This window comes from Pseudomonas sp. JUb52 (genome assembly GCF_004341115.1).
Lineage (GTDB): Bacteria > Pseudomonadota > Gammaproteobacteria > Pseudomonadales > Pseudomonadaceae > Chryseomonas > Chryseomonas oryzihabitans.
Genome location: NZ_SLYS01000004.1, coordinates 230,771 through 246,917 on the forward strand (window position 1 = coordinate 230,771; position 16,147 = coordinate 246,917).

10 protein-coding genes are annotated in these 16,147 nt (G+C 65.6%); 7 read left to right on the forward strand and 3 right to left on the reverse strand.

Annotation, left to right across the window (positions count from 1 at the left end):
• Window positions 1–235 precede the first annotated feature (235 nt).
• From glnA to ntrC, 5 genes are all read left to right on the forward strand, one after another.
• Window positions 236–1,642, forward strand: a complete 1,407-nt coding sequence (glnA, locus tag EC839_RS08985) for a glutamate--ammonia ligase (protein WP_007161312.1) — start codon at window positions 236–238, stop codon at window positions 1,640–1,642.
• 160 nt (window positions 1,643–1,802) lie between these two features.
• Window positions 1,803–2,321: a DUF4124 domain-containing protein gene (locus EC839_RS08990; RefSeq protein WP_007161313.1), complete on the forward strand. Its 519-nt coding sequence runs from the start codon at window positions 1,803–1,805 to the stop codon at window positions 2,319–2,321.
• Window positions 2,321–2,959 carry a DUF4124 domain-containing protein gene (locus EC839_RS08995; RefSeq protein ID WP_007161314.1) on the forward strand — a complete coding sequence of 213 codons (639 nt, stop codon included), beginning with the start codon at window positions 2,321–2,323 and terminating at the stop codon, window positions 2,957–2,959. The genes EC839_RS08990 and EC839_RS08995 overlap by 1 nt, the downstream gene beginning before the upstream one ends.
• Window positions 2,960–3,130: 171 nt before the next feature.
• Window positions 3,131–4,195 carry a nitrogen regulation protein NR(II) gene (glnL, locus tag EC839_RS09000; RefSeq protein WP_007161315.1) on the forward strand — a complete coding sequence of 355 codons (1,065 nt, stop codon included), beginning with the start codon at window positions 3,131–3,133 and terminating at the stop codon, window positions 4,193–4,195.
• Between the two features lie 12 nt (window positions 4,196–4,207).
• Window positions 4,208–5,638, forward strand: a complete 1,431-nt coding sequence (gene ntrC / locus EC839_RS09005) for a nitrogen regulation protein NR(I) (RefSeq protein ID WP_007161316.1) — start codon at window positions 4,208–4,210, stop codon at window positions 5,636–5,638.
• Between the two features lie 1,162 nt (window positions 5,639–6,800).
• Here the strand turns inward: ntrC and EC839_RS09015 are convergent.
• The gene (locus EC839_RS09015) at window positions 6,801–7,358 is read right to left on the reverse strand and encodes a hypothetical protein (protein ID WP_007161317.1); all 558 of its coding nucleotides are present in this window, start codon (window positions 7,356–7,358) and stop codon (window positions 6,801–6,803) included.
• A gap of 72 nt (window positions 7,359–7,430) precedes the next feature.
• Here EC839_RS09015 and EC839_RS09020 point away from each other — a divergent pair, with 72 nt between their 5' ends.
• Both EC839_RS09020 and EC839_RS09025 read left to right on the forward strand, forming a co-directional pair.
• Entirely contained in the window at window positions 7,431–7,898 is a 468-nt protein-coding gene (locus tag EC839_RS09020; RefSeq protein ID WP_007161318.1) for a tRNA (cytidine(34)-2'-O)-methyltransferase, read from the forward strand.
• Window positions 7,899–7,974: 76 nt separating this feature from the next.
• Window positions 7,975–10,323, forward strand: coding sequence for an FdhF/YdeP family oxidoreductase (locus EC839_RS09025; protein WP_007161319.1), 2,349 nt, complete (start codon window positions 7,975–7,977; stop codon window positions 10,321–10,323).
• 246 nt (window positions 10,324–10,569) lie between these two features.
• Here the strand turns inward: EC839_RS09025 and putA are convergent, their stop codons facing one another.
• Both putA and EC839_RS09035 read right to left on the reverse strand, forming a co-directional pair.
• Window positions 10,570–14,538, reverse strand: a complete 3,969-nt coding sequence (gene putA, locus EC839_RS09030; protein WP_007161320.1) for a trifunctional transcriptional regulator/proline dehydrogenase/L-glutamate gamma-semialdehyde dehydrogenase — start codon at window positions 14,536–14,538, stop codon at window positions 10,570–10,572.
• A 267-nt stretch (window positions 14,539–14,805) separates the two neighbouring features.
• Window positions 14,806–15,798 carry an LLM class oxidoreductase gene (locus EC839_RS09035; protein WP_007161321.1) on the reverse strand — a complete coding sequence of 331 codons (993 nt, stop codon included), beginning with the start codon at window positions 15,796–15,798 and terminating at the stop codon, window positions 14,806–14,808.
• Window positions 15,799–16,147 lie beyond the last annotated feature (349 nt).

The following is a 16,147-nucleotide window of genomic DNA, read 5'->3' on the forward strand; positions in this document are numbered from 1 at the left end:
CGGCCTCCATTGACCTGAAAACGGCACGATAGGCGCCCGGATGGCTCTCCAGCCCATTTAGGGGCACTGGCATACAACTTGCTCTCTTGTGAGGCAGCCGCCCCTGGGCCAGCATAGGGCGCTTTTCGTGGAACGCCGGTCGCTGACCAGGCAGTACGGGAGCGCCCCTCAAGGGCACAGCTGATACCGGGAGTACCGCCAACCGCTCCCGGCCGAAATTCCTCTGGAGGAAACCATGTCGAAGGCTGTTCAACTGATCAAAGAAAACGACGTGAAGTGGGTAGACCTGCGCTTCACCGACACCAAAGGCAAGCAGCAACACGTCACCATGCCGGCGCGTGACGCGCTGGACGAAGACTTCTTCGCCCACGGCAAGATGTTCGACGGCTCCTCCATCGCCGGCTGGAAAGGCATCGAAGCCTCCGACATGATCCTGCTGCCCGACGACAGCACCGCCGTTCTGGATCCCTTCACCGAAGAGCCGACCCTGATCCTGGTCTGCGACATCATCGAACCCTCCACCATGCAGCCCTACGAGCGCGACCCCCGCGGTATCGCCAAGGCCGCCGAGGAATACCTGAAGTCCACCGGCATTGGCGACACCGTGTTCGTCGGCCCGGAGCCCGAGTTCTTCATCTTCGACGAAGTGAAGTTCAAGTCGGACATCTCCGGCTCCATGTTCAAGATCTTCTCCGAGCAGGCTTCCTGGAACACCGATGCCGACTTCGAGTCCGGCAACAAGGGCCACCGTCCGGGCGTCAAGGGCGGCTACTTCCCGGTTCCGCCGGTCGATCACGACCACGAAATCCGTACCGCCATGTGCAACGCCCTGGAAGAGATGGGCCTGGTCGTGGAAGTCCACCACCACGAAGTGGCGACCGCTGGCCAGAACGAGATCGGTGTGCAGTTCAACACCCTGGTCAAGAAGGCCGACGAGACCCAGACCCTGAAGTACGTCGTGCACAACGTGGCCGATGCCTACGGCAAGACCGCCACCTTCATGCCCAAGCCCCTGTACGGCGACAACGGCTCCGGCATGCACGTGCACATGTCCATCTCCAAGGATGGCAAGAACACCTTCGCCGGCGAAGGCTATGCCGGTCTGTCCGATACCGCCCTGTACTTCATCGGCGGCATCATCAAGCACGGCAAGGCGCTGAACGGCTTCACCAACCCGTCCACCAACAGCTACAAGCGTCTGGTGCCCGGCTTCGAAGCCCCGGTCATGCTGGCCTACTCGGCCCGCAACCGCTCCGCCTCCATCCGTATCCCCTATGTGTCGAGCCCGAAAGCCCGCCGCATCGAAGCCCGCTTCCCGGATCCGGCTGCCAACCCCTACCTGTGCTTCGCCGCCCTGCTGATGGCCGGCCTGGACGGTATCCAGAACAAGATCCACCCCGGCGATGCCGCCGACAAGAACCTGTACGATCTGCCGCCGGAAGAAGGCAAGAAGATCCCGCAGGTCTGCGGCAGCCTGAAGGAAGCCCTGGAAGCCCTGGACGCCGGTCGCGCGTTCCTGACCAAGGGCGGCGTCTTCACCGACGAGTTCATCGATGCCTACATCGAGCTGAAGTCCGAGGAAGAGATCAAGGTGCGTACCTTCGTGCACCCGCTGGAATACGACCTGTACTACAGCGTCTGATCCCGCTGCAGTAAGGTAAAGAGGCCTCCTTCGGGAGGCCTTTTCTTTTGCCCTGGGAAAACCGCCGCGACCGACGCCCGTGCCGAGCGGCCGAGTTGCCTACCTGCGCACAGGGCGCGCCTGCTACCCTTGATCTCCATCGCCCGGCCGAGATCCCGCCATGCCTCGCCTGCTTGCCTGCTGTCTGCTCTGCCTCGCCTGCTCCACCCAGGCCGCGATCTACAAGTCGGTGGACGCCGAAGGCAACACGGTGTTCAGCGATCAGCCCTCGGCCAATGCCAAGCCGGTGCAGGTGGCGCCCACCAACACCGTGGACAATCCGCGACCCGCACCCACCATCCCCAGTGCCCCCGTAGCCGCGACGCCGGCCGGCCCGGCCTTCAGCCGCCTGGAAGTCAATGTGCCCGACGATGAGGCCATCCGCGCCAACAACGGCACCTTCTCGGTGGGCGTATCCGTGGAACCGGCCCTGGGCGCGGGACAGTCGCTGCAACTGCTGGTGGACGGCGCCCCCTATGGCAATCCCGGCCAGAGCACCCGTTTCGGCGTGGCCAATCTGGAGCGCGGCGAGCACCGTTTCGCGGCCCAGGTGCTGTCCGGCAGCGGCGAAGTGATCCAGACCAGTGCCGAGAAGACCGTGACCGTGCAGCGCATCAGCGTCAACAGCCCGGCCCGCTGATGCGCGCGCTCCTGACCCTGCTGCTGCTCTGCCTGCTGCTGCCTGTCCAGGCGGCGGTCTACAGCTATGTCGACAAGGAGGGCAATCGGGTCTACACGGACCAGCCGCCCAAGGGCGTCAAGGCCACCCAGGTGCCGATCACGGTGCCCAACAACCTCAATCAGCAGGGCCAGCCGACCCGCAAGCTGAGTCCGACCCCCGCCGCGCCGGTGGCCAGGACGCCCAAGGCGGCGCCCTTCCGCTACCAGATGCTGCGCATCCTGGTGCCCGAACCCGATGCCACGGTGATCGATCAGGAAGGGCAGCTCATCGTCAGCCTGGTCAGCGAGCCGGAATTGCAGCCGGGTCACAGCTACCGCCTGCTGCTGGACGACCGGGAAGCCGGCACCGGGCGCAGTCCGGTGTTTCCTCTGGGCGGCCTGGACCGCGGCACCCACAGCCTGGTGGCGGAGATCCTCGCCGCCGATGGCAACGTGCTGGAGCGGACGCCGGCCCAGCCCTTCCATCTGCGGCGCCCCTCCCTGGAGCAGAAACGTCGTGCCCATCCCTGCAGCGACAAGGACTGGGGCAAGCGGCCGGAATGTCCGCTGGACATGAAACCGCCCGAAGCCAGGAAATCCTGGCTACCCTTCCTATAGCGCACCTCTTTGGTGCGCCTTTTAGCCGTGCACCATCTTGATACAAATCCTGTGCAGCTGCGTCCGGCGTGCGGCGGCTGTTAGTGCACGTTTCAGCTATCTGCCCTAACTCGGGGCGTCTTGGTTTGCTTCTTGCATTTTCCTATCGTCCCTATAGCGCTGTGGCCTCTCATGCCTACCGACGTCATCCACCGACTCCTGCTCGACAACCTCACCACTGCAGTCATCCTGCTCGATGCGGAGTTGCGTCTGGAGTACATGAATCCGGCGGCCGAGATGCTGCTGGCCATCAGCGGCCAGCGCAGCCATGGCCAGTTCATCAGCGAGCTGTTCACCGAATCGCCCGAGGCCCTGCAGGCGCTGCGCCAAGCGGTGGACCATGCCCACCCCTTCACCAAGCGCGAGGCGCTGCTGATCTCCACCTCGGGCAACAGCCTCACGGTGGACTATGCGGTGACCCCGATCCTGGATCGCCACAACACCCTGCTGCTGCTGGAAGTCCATCCCCGCGACCGGCTGCTGCGCATCACCAAGGAAGAGGCCCAGCTCTCCAAGCAGGAGACCACCAAGCTGCTGGTGCGCGGCCTGGCCCACGAGATCAAGAATCCCCTCGGCGGCATCCGTGGCGCGGCCCAGCTGCTGGCCCGCGAGCTGCCGGAAGAGGCGCTCAAGGACTATACCAACGTCATCATCGAGGAGGCCGATCGACTGCGGAATCTGGTCGACCGCATGCTCGGCTCCAACAAGCTGCCGAAGCTGGCCATCACCAATGTGCACGAGGTGCTCGAACGCGTCTGCAGCCTGGTGGAAGCGGAAAGCCAGGGGCTGATCAACCTGGTGCGCGACTACGACCCGAGCATCCCCGACCTGATGATCGACCGCGAGCAGATGATCCAGGCGGTGCTCAACATCGTGCGCAACGCCATGCAGGCCATCTCCCAGCAGAACGAATTGCGCCTGGGCCGGGTCACCCTGAGAACCCGCACCCTGCGCCAGTTCACCATCGGCCACCACCGCCATCGCCTGGTGTGCAAGGTGGAGATCACCGACAACGGTCCGGGCATCCCCCAGGACCTGCAGGAAACCATCTTCTATCCCATGGTCAGCGGTCGCCCCGACGGCACCGGCCTCGGGCTCGCCATCACCCAGAACATCATCACCCAGCACCAGGGGCTGATCGAGTGTGAAAGCCATCCTGGCCACACCGCCTTCAGCATCTTCCTGCCGCTGGAATAACGAGGAGTACGCATGAGCCGTCAGGAGACCGTCTGGATCGTCGACGACGACCGTTCCATCCGCTGGGTCCTGGAAAAAGCCCTGCAACAGGAGGGCATGACCACCGTCGCCTTCGACAGCGCCGACAGCGTCATGACCCGCCTCGGCCGTCAGCAGCCGGACGTGGTGATCTCGGATATCCGCATGCCGGGGACCAGTGGCCTGGACCTGCTGTCACGCATCCGCGAGATGCACCCGCGCCTGCCGGTCATCATCATGACCGCCCACTCCGACCTGGACAGCGCCGTGGCCTCCTACCAAGGCGGCGCCTTCGAATACCTGCCCAAGCCGTTCGACGTCGACGAGGCCGTGGCCCTGGTCAAGCGCGCCGGACAGCACGCCCAGGAGCAGCAGGGCTTCGCCGAACCGGCGCACCTGACCCGTACCCCCGAGATCATCGGCGAGGCGCCGGCGATGCAGGAGGTGTTCCGCGCCATTGGCCGCCTTTCGCACTCCAACATCACCGTGCTGATCAACGGCGAATCCGGTACCGGCAAGGAGCTGGTCGCCCACGCCCTGCACCGCCACAGCCCGCGCGCCGCCGCGCCCTTCATCGCCCTGAACATGGCGGCCATCCCCAAGGACCTGATGGAGTCCGAGCTGTTCGGCCACGAGAAAGGCGCCTTCACCGGCGCCGCCGCCCAGCGTCGCGGCCGCTTCGAGCAGGCCGATGGCGGCACCCTGTTCCTCGACGAGATCGGCGACATGCCGGCCGACACCCAGACCCGACTGTTGCGAGTATTGGCCGATGGCGAATTCTATCGCGTCGGTGGCCATACCCCGGTCAAGGTGGACGTGCGCATCATCGCCGCCACCCACCAGAACCTCGAAGGCCTGGTGCGCGAGGGCAAGTTCCGCGAAGACCTCTTCCATCGCCTCAACGTCATCCGCATCCACATCCCGCGCCTGGCCGATCGCCGCGAGGACATCCCCGCCCTCGCCCGCCACTTCCTGGCGCGCGCGGCCCAGGAGCTGGCCGTGGAGCCCAAGACCCTGCGCGGCGAGACCGAGGAATACATGAAGGGCCTGCCCTGGCAGGGCAACGTGCGCCAGCTGGAGAACACCTGCCGCTGGATCACGGTGATGGCCTCCAGCCGCGAGGTGCTGATCGACGACCTGCCGCCGGAGCTGCTCAACCAGCCCCAGGACGCCGCCCCCGCCGCCAACTGGGAACAGGCCCTACGCCAGTGGGCCGACCAGGCCCTCACCCGCGGCCAGTCCAGCCTGCTGGACAACGCCGTACCGGCCTTCGAACGCATCATGATCGAGACCGCCCTCAAGCACACCGCCGGCCGCCGCCGCGACGCCGCCGTCCTGCTCGGCTGGGGCCGCAACACCCTGACCCGCAAGATCAAGGAGCTGGGCATGAAGGTGGATGGGCCGGATGAAGAGGGGGAGGACTGAGGGTTCCCAACGGTGCCGTAGGTTGGGCTGAGGCGGCTCCATCGCCGAAGCCCAACAATGCGAAAGTCCGTGCTAGGCGCGAAGTCTTATTGGCGCCTTGGCTGTTTTCCCGAGTTTTGTGAGTACCTTTTGTTTCGCCCACCCGGGCGAGTCACTTTTGCTAGTCGCGGCTGCGCGCCCTGGACTACGCGTGCCGAACAAAAGGAACCAAAACCGCTGTTCCCACGTTTTGTCCTCCGCTGCGCTCAGGGTCCCCTCGCTCCGGCGCCGCTCCAGTGCACGGCACGAAGGGGCGTCCTGCCTCGCATCCCCCTCCACGACACCTATACTCGCCCCACTGACGGGGACGGGGCGCAAGCTTGAGGCTTGGGTGTGTTCAAAGGTGTAGCGTGGAAAACCGCATAGCGTTTTCCACTAGTGGGCACCGACGCTATCAGTGGACAAGGCTTCGCCGTTGTCCACGCTACGGGCTCTTCAACCAACACTTTCAGGCTAGCGAATCGCCCCGTTCAGGAGGGCGAACGCCAGTGTCGTGGAGTGGGTCGAGCCGCATGGATGCGGCGAGAGGTCCAGTGGGCCATGGACGGCCCATCTGGACCGACCCCGGAACGGCGCTGGCGTGAGCGGACCCGCAGCGCAGCGGAGGGCCGCCTGACCGGGGCAAGCGTTTTTGGTTACTTTTTTCGCGACTGAAAAAAGTGAGTCGCCCGGGTGGGCGAAACAAGAGGTACCCACAAAACTCGGTAAACAGCCAAGGCACCAATAAGCCTTATTACCTAGCACCTAGCACCTAGCACCTAGCATTGGCTTCACCTTGTTGGGCTTCGGCGATAAAGCCGCCTCAACCCAACCTACAAATCCCCCAAAACCACCCAACGCAAAACTTGGCACACCTTCTGCAATATCCTAGGTAACTACCCTTTTGGGGACCTCGGTACAGGCAGGCTGGGGAATCCCCTCTTTTCTTCCCGAGGCCATCACTCAGTGTGATGGCCTCTTTTTTCGCCCGCGAAAAGCTGCAAACCCCAAGCTAGAGCGCTTCCTACCTGATGACCAGGTCAAAGGGCTTGGCAAAGGCAGACAAGACGTCAGGGCAACCCGGCACCCTACCCCGTTCCGCTCTGGTGCAAACCGGCGGCCTTTTGCCTGATAACGGGGCATTTCATGGTGTCAGCGGGACCTCGACGTGGAGCACCCAGTCCTCGCCGGCTTCGACGATCCGGTCGCTGGCCTGCAAGGCACCGCCCACACCGACCAGCAGTACCTTGAGGTCCTGCCCGTCCTGGCGCACCGTCCAGGAAAAGCTGCCGCCCGGCCGCGCCACCCGCCCTTGGCGTTCGCCGCCGTCCCAGCGGGCGCGGGGCAGGCGCAGGCTCAGGGCGCCGTCGGGGCGATAGCGTTCGTAGAACAGCGAGCGGTCGGCGGTGATCAGCAATTCGAAGCGCCCCGCGTCCTGATGAGCCTCCACCCCCAGGATGACCGGACGGCGGGCTTCGGCCGACCAGGGATCGGGATGGGTGCGCTGGTACATCAGCTGGCCGAGGATCATGCCGAACAGCCCGGCGCCGAGTGCCGCCGAGGCCAGCCAGAGGGTCAGGCGCTGGCGCTGGCCGCGCCATTCGGCCTTGAGCAGATCGGGATCTTCCACCCGCGCCAGTTCGTCCCGGCGGGCGCGCTGTTCGCGCAGCAGCCAGTCGACCAGCCGGCGCCAGAGGTTCATCGTCCGACCCCGCTCGCGACGGCGCGACAGCGGCGCAGTACCATAGGCGCTTTGCCAGGCGCCCTGCCCTTCATGTTCGACATCATCCTCTACCAACCGGAAATTCCGCCCAATACCGGCAACGTCATTCGCCTGTGCGCCATTACCGGCTGCCGCCTGCATCTGATCGAGCCGCTGGGTTTTGCGCTGGACGACAAGAAACTGCGGCGCGCCGGCTTGGACTACCACGAGTGGTCCAGCGTGCGGACCCATGCCAGCCTCGCGGCCTGTATAGCAGATTTGCAGCCGCCCCGACTGCTGGCCTTCACCACCAAGGCCAGCCACCCCTTCACCGAGATCGCCTATGCGCCGGGCGATGCCCTGCTGTTCGGTCCGGAAAGTCGCGGGCTGCCGGCCGAGGTGCTGGAGTCGCTGCCGCCCGAACAGCGGCTGCGCCTGCCGATGCTGCCCAATCGCCGCAGCCTCAATCTGTCCAATACCGTGGCCGTGGCGGTCTACGAAGGCTGGCGCCAGCTGGGCTTCGCCGCACCGCCTGGCTGACCACCAGAACCTTCCCGCCAGACGCGTCGTCCCATGACCTACAGGCACATCGCCAGACAGTCACGTGAGGCGCACCATGAGCAAGATCGGCAAACCCAAGGTTGAACGCTATGACGCGCCCTCCGGTGGCTGGGGCTCGGCGCGTTCGGTGACCGAGATCGTCCTGCGTGAACGGGTGCCGCTCAAATCCGGTGCGCTGCTGGCCCGGCAGAACAAGCACGGTGGCTTCGCCTGCGTGAGTTGCGCCTGGGCCAAGCCGGGCAAGCCCCATCCGCTGGAATTCTGCGAGAACGGCGCCAAGGCCACTGCCTGGGAGGTCACCAGCAAGAGATGCGGACCGGAATTCTTCGCCCAGCATTCGCTCAGCGAACTGCGGGGCTGGCGCGACTATGACCTGGAAGAAGTTGGTCGGCTGACCCATCCGCTGCGCTACGACGCCGCCACTGACCGCTATCGTCCGGTGAGCTGGGCCGAGGCCTTCGCCGACATCGGCGCCGAACTCAAGGCGCTGGCGCCGGACTCGGTGATCTTCTACGCCTCGGGGCGTGCGGCGCTGGAGACCTCCTACCTCTATCAGCTCTATGCCCGCCTGTACGGCACCAACAACCTGCCGGACAGTTCCAACATGTGCCACGAGAGCACCTCGGTCGCTCTGCCCAAGAGTATTGGCGTGACCGTGGGTACCGTGACCCTGAACGACTTCGATCAGGCCGACTGCCTGCTGTTCTTTGGCCAGAACCCGGGCAGCAACAGTCCGCGGATGCTGCATGACCTGCAGGAGGCGCGCAAACGCGGCGCGCCCATCATCACCTTCAATCCCCTGCGCGAGCGCGGCCTGGAAACCTTCGTCAATCCGCAGTCGCCGGTGGAGATGCTCACCGACCAGCCCACCCAGATCAGCACCCAGTACCACCAGCTCAAGCCCGGTGGTGACACCGCGGCCCTCGCCGGCCTGTGCAAGGCCTTGCTGGCGGCCGATGATCTCGCGCGCGAACAGGGCCAGCCGGCCGTGCTCGACCATGCCTTCATCGCCGAGCATTGCCATGGTTTCGCCGACTTCTGCGAGTGGTTGCAGCGCCAGGAATGGCCGCAGCTGGAGCGCCAGTCGGGGCTGACCCGCAGCGCTCTGGAAGCCGCCGCTGCCGTCTATGGTCGCTGTCAGAAGGTCATCGGCATCTATGGCATGGGGCTGACCCAGCATCGCCATGGCGTGGAAACCATCCAGATGCTGACCAACCTGCTGCTCATGCGCGGCAACATCGGCAAGCCCGGCGCCGGCATCTGCCCGGTGCGCGGGCATTCCAACGTCCAGGGCCAGCGCACCGTGGGCATCACCGAGAAGCCGGAGCTGGCGCCGCTCGAACAACTGGGCGAGCGCTTCGGCTTTGCCCCGCCACAGGACAAGGGTCGCAATACCGTGGAAGCCTGCGAGGGCATCCTCGACGGCTCGGTGAAGGCCTTCATCAGCCTGGGCGGCAACTTCCTGCGCGCCATTCCCGAGACCAGCCTGATGGAGCCGGCCTGGCGCACCCTGCGCCTGTCGGTGCAGATCGCCACCAAGCTCAATCGCAATCATCTGGTGCCGGCGGACAAGACCTATCTGCTGCCCTGCCTGGGGCGTACCGAAATCGATCGCCAGAATGGGGTGGAACAGGCCCACAGCACCGAGGACAGTACCGGCTGCATCCACGGCTGGCGTGGCGTGGCCGAGCCGCCCGAAGGCGACCTGTTGTCCGAGCCGGCCATCGTCGCCGGCCTGGCCAAGGCCACCCTGCCCGACAACCCGCGGGTCACCTGGGATGCCTGGGTCGCCGACTATGCGCTGATCCGCGACGAGATCGCGCGCTCCTTCCCGGAAATCTTCCATGACTTCAATGCGCGGATGTGGGAGGTAGGCGGTTTCCATCGCCCACTGCCGGCGGCCAAGCGCGAATGGAAGACCGACACCGGCAAGGCCAATCTCATCGTGCCGCGCAGCCTGGAAGAGGATCCGGACATGCCCGCCCACGGGCGTGACGTCCTGACCCTGATGACGCTGCGCAGCAACGATCAGTTCAACACCACCATCTATGGCTATCACGATCGCTTTCGCGGCGTGAAGGGCACCCGTGCGGTGCTGCTGATGAATCGCAACGACATCGAACGCCTGGGTCTGGCCGAGGGCGACAAGGTACAGGTGTCGACGGTGGCCGACGATGGCGTGCGCCGTGAGGTGGGTCCGCTGCGTGTCACGCCCTACAACATTCCGGAAGGGGCCTGTGGCGGCTACTACCCCGAATGCAACGCCTTGATCCCGCTCTGGCACCACGCCGAAGGCAGCAAGGTGCCGGCGGCCAAGGCCATCCCGGTACGCCTAAACAAGCTGATCGCGGCCAACAATGGCGGCTTTCCGGTGGAGCCGGAGGGGTATGGGGCGCTGTATTAGGTCCTGCTATCGGAGCCAGACAGCGAGCCTGCCTGTTGGGCTTCGCTGCGCTCAACCCAACCTACGGACGTGCATTCGTAGGTTGGGTTAAGGCGGCTCCACCATCCCAGCCCAACAGCCCTGGGCCTATCCCTCGCACCTCGCCCTCACCCCAACCCTCTCCCGGAGGGAGAGGGGGAACCGCGGCGCGTCCGTAGGTTGGGTTGAAACGGCTCCACCGTCGAAGCCAATCAGCCAATCAGCCAATCAGCCGATGGTCATCAGACTCGCATTACCACCCGCCGCTGCGGTATTCACGCTAAGGGCGCGCTCGATGAGCAGGCGCTCCAGCGGGATGGCGGTCTCGCCGCGGGCCAGGCCCTGGACGCCGACGATGGGACCATTGCGCTTGGCCACCTGCTGGCAGACCTGGCGCAGCTGATCGGAATCGCCGTGGTGCAGGACCGCCTCGAAGGCGACCTCGTCCTTGCGCCAGTCGGTCGCGACCTGGACGCGCGAACGCACGGCGTGCGGCAGGCGGGTCAGGATCGTCTTGTGAGTCTCCTCGACCAGGGCAGTACTGCCCACTGCCATGACCGCCGCCAGTTGCAGCAGCAGATCGCTTTCGTCCGTCGCCAGGCACAGTACCCGGCTGCGCGGCAGCAGGCTGTAGCTGTTGCGCTCGCCGGTCGGGCCCGGCAGCAGCCGGGTCAGGCCGCTCAGGGATTCCTCGGCGAATCTCAGGCAGGCCTGCTCCAGCTCGCCCAGGCCTTGTTGCTTGGCCCAATCGTGCAGGGCGCCCAGCGGATTGCCGGCCTGCTGGCGCAGGGCGTCGCGCACCTGCCATTCGGTCTCGCCGGTGCTGCCCTTGGCCAGGGCTACCGCGGGATCGCCATCCGGGCGGGTACTGAGCAGGCGATAGAGGTACAGCGGACCGCCCGCCTTGGGACCGGTGCCCGAGAGGCCTTCGCCGCCGAAGGGCTGCACCCCGACCACCGCGCCGACCATGTTGCGGTTGACGTAGAGGTTGCCGGCATGGGCGCGCTCCACCACCTTGGCGATGGTCTCGTCGATGCGGGTGTGCACGCCGAAGGTCAGGCCATAGCCGGTGGCGTTTATCTGGTCGATGACCTTGTCCAGGTCCTTGCGGCCATAGCGCACCACGTGCAGCACCGGGCCGAAGACCTCGCGCCCCAGTTCGGCCAGGCTCTCCAGCTCGATCAGGGTGGGCATGACGAAGGTGCCGCGGTGGATGGCATCGCCTTCCACGCGCCCGCCCTGGTGTACCCGGCGACCCTTACCGCGCAGGGTCTGGATGTGCTTGTCGATGGTGGCCTTGGCCTCGCCGTCGATCACCGGGCCGATGTCGATGGCCAGATTCTCCGGATTGCCCAGGCGGCACTCGGCCATGGCGCCCTTGAGCATTTCCAGCACGCGATCGGCCACGTCGTCCTGCACGCAGAGCACACGCAGGGCCGAGCAGCGCTGACCGGCGCTGTCGAAGGCGGAAGCGACCACGTCGGCCACCACCTGCTCGGCCAGGGCCGAGGAGTCGACGATCATGGCGTTCTGGCCGCCGGTCTCGGCGATCAGCGGGATCGGCCGGCCCTGGGCGTCCAGGCGTCCGGCGATGTTGCGCGCCAGGATCTGGGCCACCTCGGTGGAGCCGGTGAACATCACGCCCTTGACCCGGACATCGTTGACCAACGCGGCGCCGATGCTGGAGCCCTCGCCCGGCAGCAGTTGCAGCACGCCTTCGGGGATGCCGGCTTCCAGCAGGATACGCACGGCCTGGGCGGCGATCAGCGGGGTCTGCTCCGCCGGCTTGGCCAGCACCGTGTTGCCAGCGGCCAGGGCCGCGGCGATCTGGCCGCTGAATATGGCCAGGGGGAAGTTCCAGGGGCTGATGCAGACCACCGGACCCAGGGGGCGGTGGCTGTCATTGGCGAAGTCGCGACGCACCAGGGCGGCGTAGTAGCGCAGGAAGTCCACCGCCTCGCGCACCTCGGCGATGGCGTTGGCGTAGGTCTTGCCGGCTTCACGTACCAGCAGGCCCATCAGCGGCTGGATCTGTGCCTCCATCAGTTCGGCGGCGCGATCCAGCGCGGCGGCGCGCTGCTCGGGCGGCGTGGATTGCCAGATGGGTGCGGCGGCCAGGGCTTCTTCCAGGGCGATGTCGACATCGGCGCGGGTGGCGTTGCTGACCTGGCCGACGCGATCGCGGCGATCGGCCGGATTGAGCACCGGTTGTGCAATCGACGGCTCGCTGGCGCGACCCAGCAGCGGGCGGGCTTCCCAGGCGGTGTTGCCACTGGCCAGCAGGGCCGCGGACAGCGAACCCAGGCGGTGTTCGCTGGACAGGTCCAGACCGCTGGAATTGCAGCGCTCAGCGCCGTACAGGGCGCTGGGATGGGGAATGCGCGGATGCGGCAGGCCGATGGCGCCTTCATTGGTGGACTGCTGCTCGATCTGCACCACCGGATCGGCCACCAGTTCATCGAGGGAGATGGAGTGGTCGGCGATGCGGTTGACGAAGGAGGTGTTGGCGCCGTTTTCCAGGAGGCGGCGGACCAGGTAGGCCAGCAGCGTCTCGTGGGTGCCCACCGGGGCATAGATGCGGCACGGCCGTGCCAGCTTGCCGTCCTTGACGCTGCCCACCACCTGCTCGTACAGCGGCTCGCCCATGCCGTGCAGGCACTGGAATTCGTACTGGCCGGGGTAGTAGTTCTGCCCGCCGAGCTGGTAGATGGCGGCCAGGGTGTGGGCGTTGTGGGTGGCGAATTGCGGGTAGATGGATTCCGGCGCCGCCAGGAGCTTGCGGGCGCAGGCCAGGTAGGCCACGTCGGTGTAGACCTTGCGGGTATAGACCGGATAGCCCTCCAGGCCCTCCACCTGGGCGCGCTTGATCTCGCTGTCCCAGTAGGCGCCCTTGACCAGCCGGATCATCAGGCGCCGACGGCTGCGCCGAGCTAGGTCGATCAGGTAGTCGATCACCAGCGGGCAGCGCTTCTGGTAGGCCTGGATGACGAAGCCGATACCGTTCCAGCCGGCCAGTTGCGGCTCGAAGGACAGGCGCTCCAGGAGATCCAGGGAGATCTCCAGGCGATCGGCTTCCTCGGCGTCGATGTTCAGGCCGATGTCGTAGCGCTTGGCCAGCAGGGTCAGTTCCAGCAGGCGCGGATAGAGCTCGCTCATCACCCGGTCGTACTGGGCGCGGCTGTAGCGCGGATGCAGCGCCGAGAGCTTGATGGAGATGCCCGGGCCTTCGTAGATGCCACGGCCATGGGAGGCCTTGCCGATGGAGTGGATAGCCTGCTCGTAGGAGGCCAGGTAGCGGCGGGCATCGGCTTCGGTCAGGGCGGCTTCGCCGAGCATGTCGTAGCTGTAGCGGAAGCCCTTCGCCTCGAACTTGCTGGCGTTGGCCAGGGCCTCGGCGATGGTCTCGCCGGTGACGAACTGCTCGCCCATCAGGCGCATGGCCATGTCCACGCCCTTGCGGATCACTGGTTCGCCGCTCTTGCCGATGAGGCGATTGAGCGAACTGGTGAGACCGGCCTCGTTGTGGGTGGAGACCAAGCGGCCGGTCAGCAGCAGGCCCCAGGTGGCGGCGTTGACGAACAGCGAGGGGCTGTTGCCCAGGTGCGGTTGCCAGTTGCCGGTGCTGATCTTGTCGCGAATCAAGGCATCGCGGGTGCCCTTGTCGGGAATGCGCAGCAGGGCTTCGGCCAGGCACATCAGGGCCACGCCCTCCTGGGACGACAGCGAGAACTCACGGAGCAGACTCTGCACCATTCCAGCGCGCCCGGTTGCACCCTTGGCGTTGCGCAGCTTCTCGGCGATGCGGTGCGCCAGCTCATGGGTGGCCTTGGCCTGGGCCGCCGGCAGGCGCGCCTGCTCCAGCAGCAGCGGCAGCAGTTCCTCTTCCGGCCGGCGATAGGCCGCGGTGATGGCCGAGCGCAGCACCGATTGCGGCAGGATGCTTTCGGCGAATTCCAGGAAGGGCTGGTAAACCGGATCGGCCAGGGCCTCGACGGCTTCGTTGTCGCCCTCGGCCAGGCGCTGGGCGATACCCTGCAGATCGGCAAGGGTCGCGCCGCTTTCCAGGGTTTCCAGATAGGTATAAATGGCCTGCTTGATCAGCCAGTGAGGCGTCCGATCGATACGGCGCGCCGCTTCCTTGAGGCGATCGCGGGTGGCTTCGTCGAGCTTTACGCCCAGGGTGGTGGTAGTGGCCATGCGCAGGTCCTCAAGCAAGAAGGCGTCGAAATTCGGCGCAGCTTAGCGCCGCTCGAAAGAAAAGTGCAACCAAGTGCAACCCGCAAGGTTCTACCGTCGATCCGGTTGCACCGAAAGCCGGGTAACAGAACGGAAGGTTATGCAGAGATCAGGCCAAGAGGTGCGACCTGGTTGAACCCCTACCACAGGGGAATCGCCTGCCCGGGTGACGACGGCCGGGAATCGTTAGCCAGACAAGTGTTACCTGGCGCCACACCGCGATGATCGCTACGGCTGCAGGGAAGGAAAGTGCGGGAGTACGAATTCGCCCAGTTCCTGGACTACTTCGCTGGCCGGACGCCGTGAGGGGCGCAGGTTGAGGGCCAGGTGATTGACGCCGGCTTCCTGCAACTGACCGAGGTAGTCCACCAACGCCCGCCGCCCGCAGGACAAGCCGGCATGGATGGGCCGAGGCGGCTGGGCCGGATCGCGGGCCAACTCGAAGAACAGCCCCTGGGCGAAGGGCTTGAACAACTCGCGCCCACCGATCTCGTCCAGCGCCTCGCGCCAGACCCGCGTCAGCGCCGGAACGTGCTCGGCCGGTACGAAATAATAGAACCAGCCATCCGCCTTGGCGGCGATCCAGTCAACCGTCTGCCGACTGCGCCCGGTGACCAGCGCCGGGATGCGGCCATGCACCGGCTTGGGCACCAGATCGGCCTGACCCTGCAGATCGCCGAAGCGGCGAAAGGCCCCGAGCGGGAAATTAGTCTCGCCGGCCAGGCGAAACATCTCGAAGGCATCGCGAAAGCGCTCGCCCCGCCGCTCGAATTCACTCTCCAGGCCGAAGGCCGGGTATTCCACCGGGCGATCGCCGGAGGCCACCCCCAGCACCAGCCGGCCATCGCTCAACTGGTCGACCGAGGCCGCCATCTTGGCCAGGTGCAGCGGATGGCGCAGGGTGATGACAGCGCTGCCGGTGGCCAGGGTCAGGTGCTGGGTGATACCCGCCAGGTAGCCGAGATAGGTGAAGGGTTCGAACACCTGGCCGGCATCGTTGAAGCCGGGATCGTAGAAGGGCACGTCGCGCGCCCAGAGCGCCGCGAAGCCCAGCTGGTCGGCCAGCCGCGCCAGGCGGGCGTGGTCGCGCAGGGTCGGCATGGGATCGTCGGGATAGCCCTCCAGCGGCAGCAGAAAGCCCAGGGTCAGGCGCCCGGGTGCAAACAGCCGCGAAAAGCCCGGATGCTGAAGAAAGGCGCGGCGACGCTCCGTGGTGGACATGGGGATTCCTTGCCAGAGAGGGAAAGCGAATGACCTTTCTATGGAGTCTAGCGGTATTCCAGGGTTCGCCGGACAGCCGATGATGACGGAACGTCGTCCATTCCTGCCACTGAAAGCTCTACCTGCCGGCCGTGAGGCGCCCCCCAGATACCCTTCTTCGACGGACTCAGACCTGCAGGGCTCGATATTCAGCCTTTTCCTGCAGAAATAAAGAAATACTAATAAAAAAGTAGCCTATTAAAAATATCACTACCTTATTCAACCGAACTTCTGAACCGCACTTTAACTAATCAACAACCATCGAGACTAGAGACCAACAACCAGCCAAACAAGCAGGGATTTCCGTGCA

Coding starts and splice junctions, on each gene's coding strand:
- glnA (WP_007161312.1), top strand. CDS start 236: ATGTCGAAGGCTGTTCAACTGATCAAAGAAAACGACGTGAAGTGGGTA.
- EC839_RS08990 (WP_007161313.1), top strand. CDS start 1,803: ATGCCTCGCCTGCTTGCCTGCTGTCTGCTCTGCCTCGCCTGCTCCACC.
- EC839_RS08995 (WP_007161314.1), top strand. CDS start 2,321: ATGCGCGCGCTCCTGACCCTGCTGCTGCTCTGCCTGCTGCTGCCTGTC.
- glnL (WP_007161315.1), top strand. CDS start 3,131: ATGCCTACCGACGTCATCCACCGACTCCTGCTCGACAACCTCACCACT.
- ntrC (WP_007161316.1), top strand. CDS start 4,208: ATGAGCCGTCAGGAGACCGTCTGGATCGTCGACGACGACCGTTCCATC.
- EC839_RS09015 (WP_007161317.1), bottom strand. CDS start 7,358: ATGAACCTCTGGCGCCGGCTGGTCGACTGGCTGCTGCGCGAACAGCGC.
- EC839_RS09020 (WP_007161318.1), top strand. CDS start 7,431: ATGTTCGACATCATCCTCTACCAACCGGAAATTCCGCCCAATACCGGC.
- EC839_RS09025 (WP_007161319.1), top strand. CDS start 7,975: ATGAGCAAGATCGGCAAACCCAAGGTTGAACGCTATGACGCGCCCTCC.
- putA (WP_007161320.1), bottom strand. CDS start 14,538: ATGGCCACTACCACCACCCTGGGCGTAAAGCTCGACGAAGCCACCCGC.
- EC839_RS09035 (WP_007161321.1), bottom strand. CDS start 15,798: ATGTCCACCACGGAGCGTCGCCGCGCCTTTCTTCAGCATCCGGGCTTT.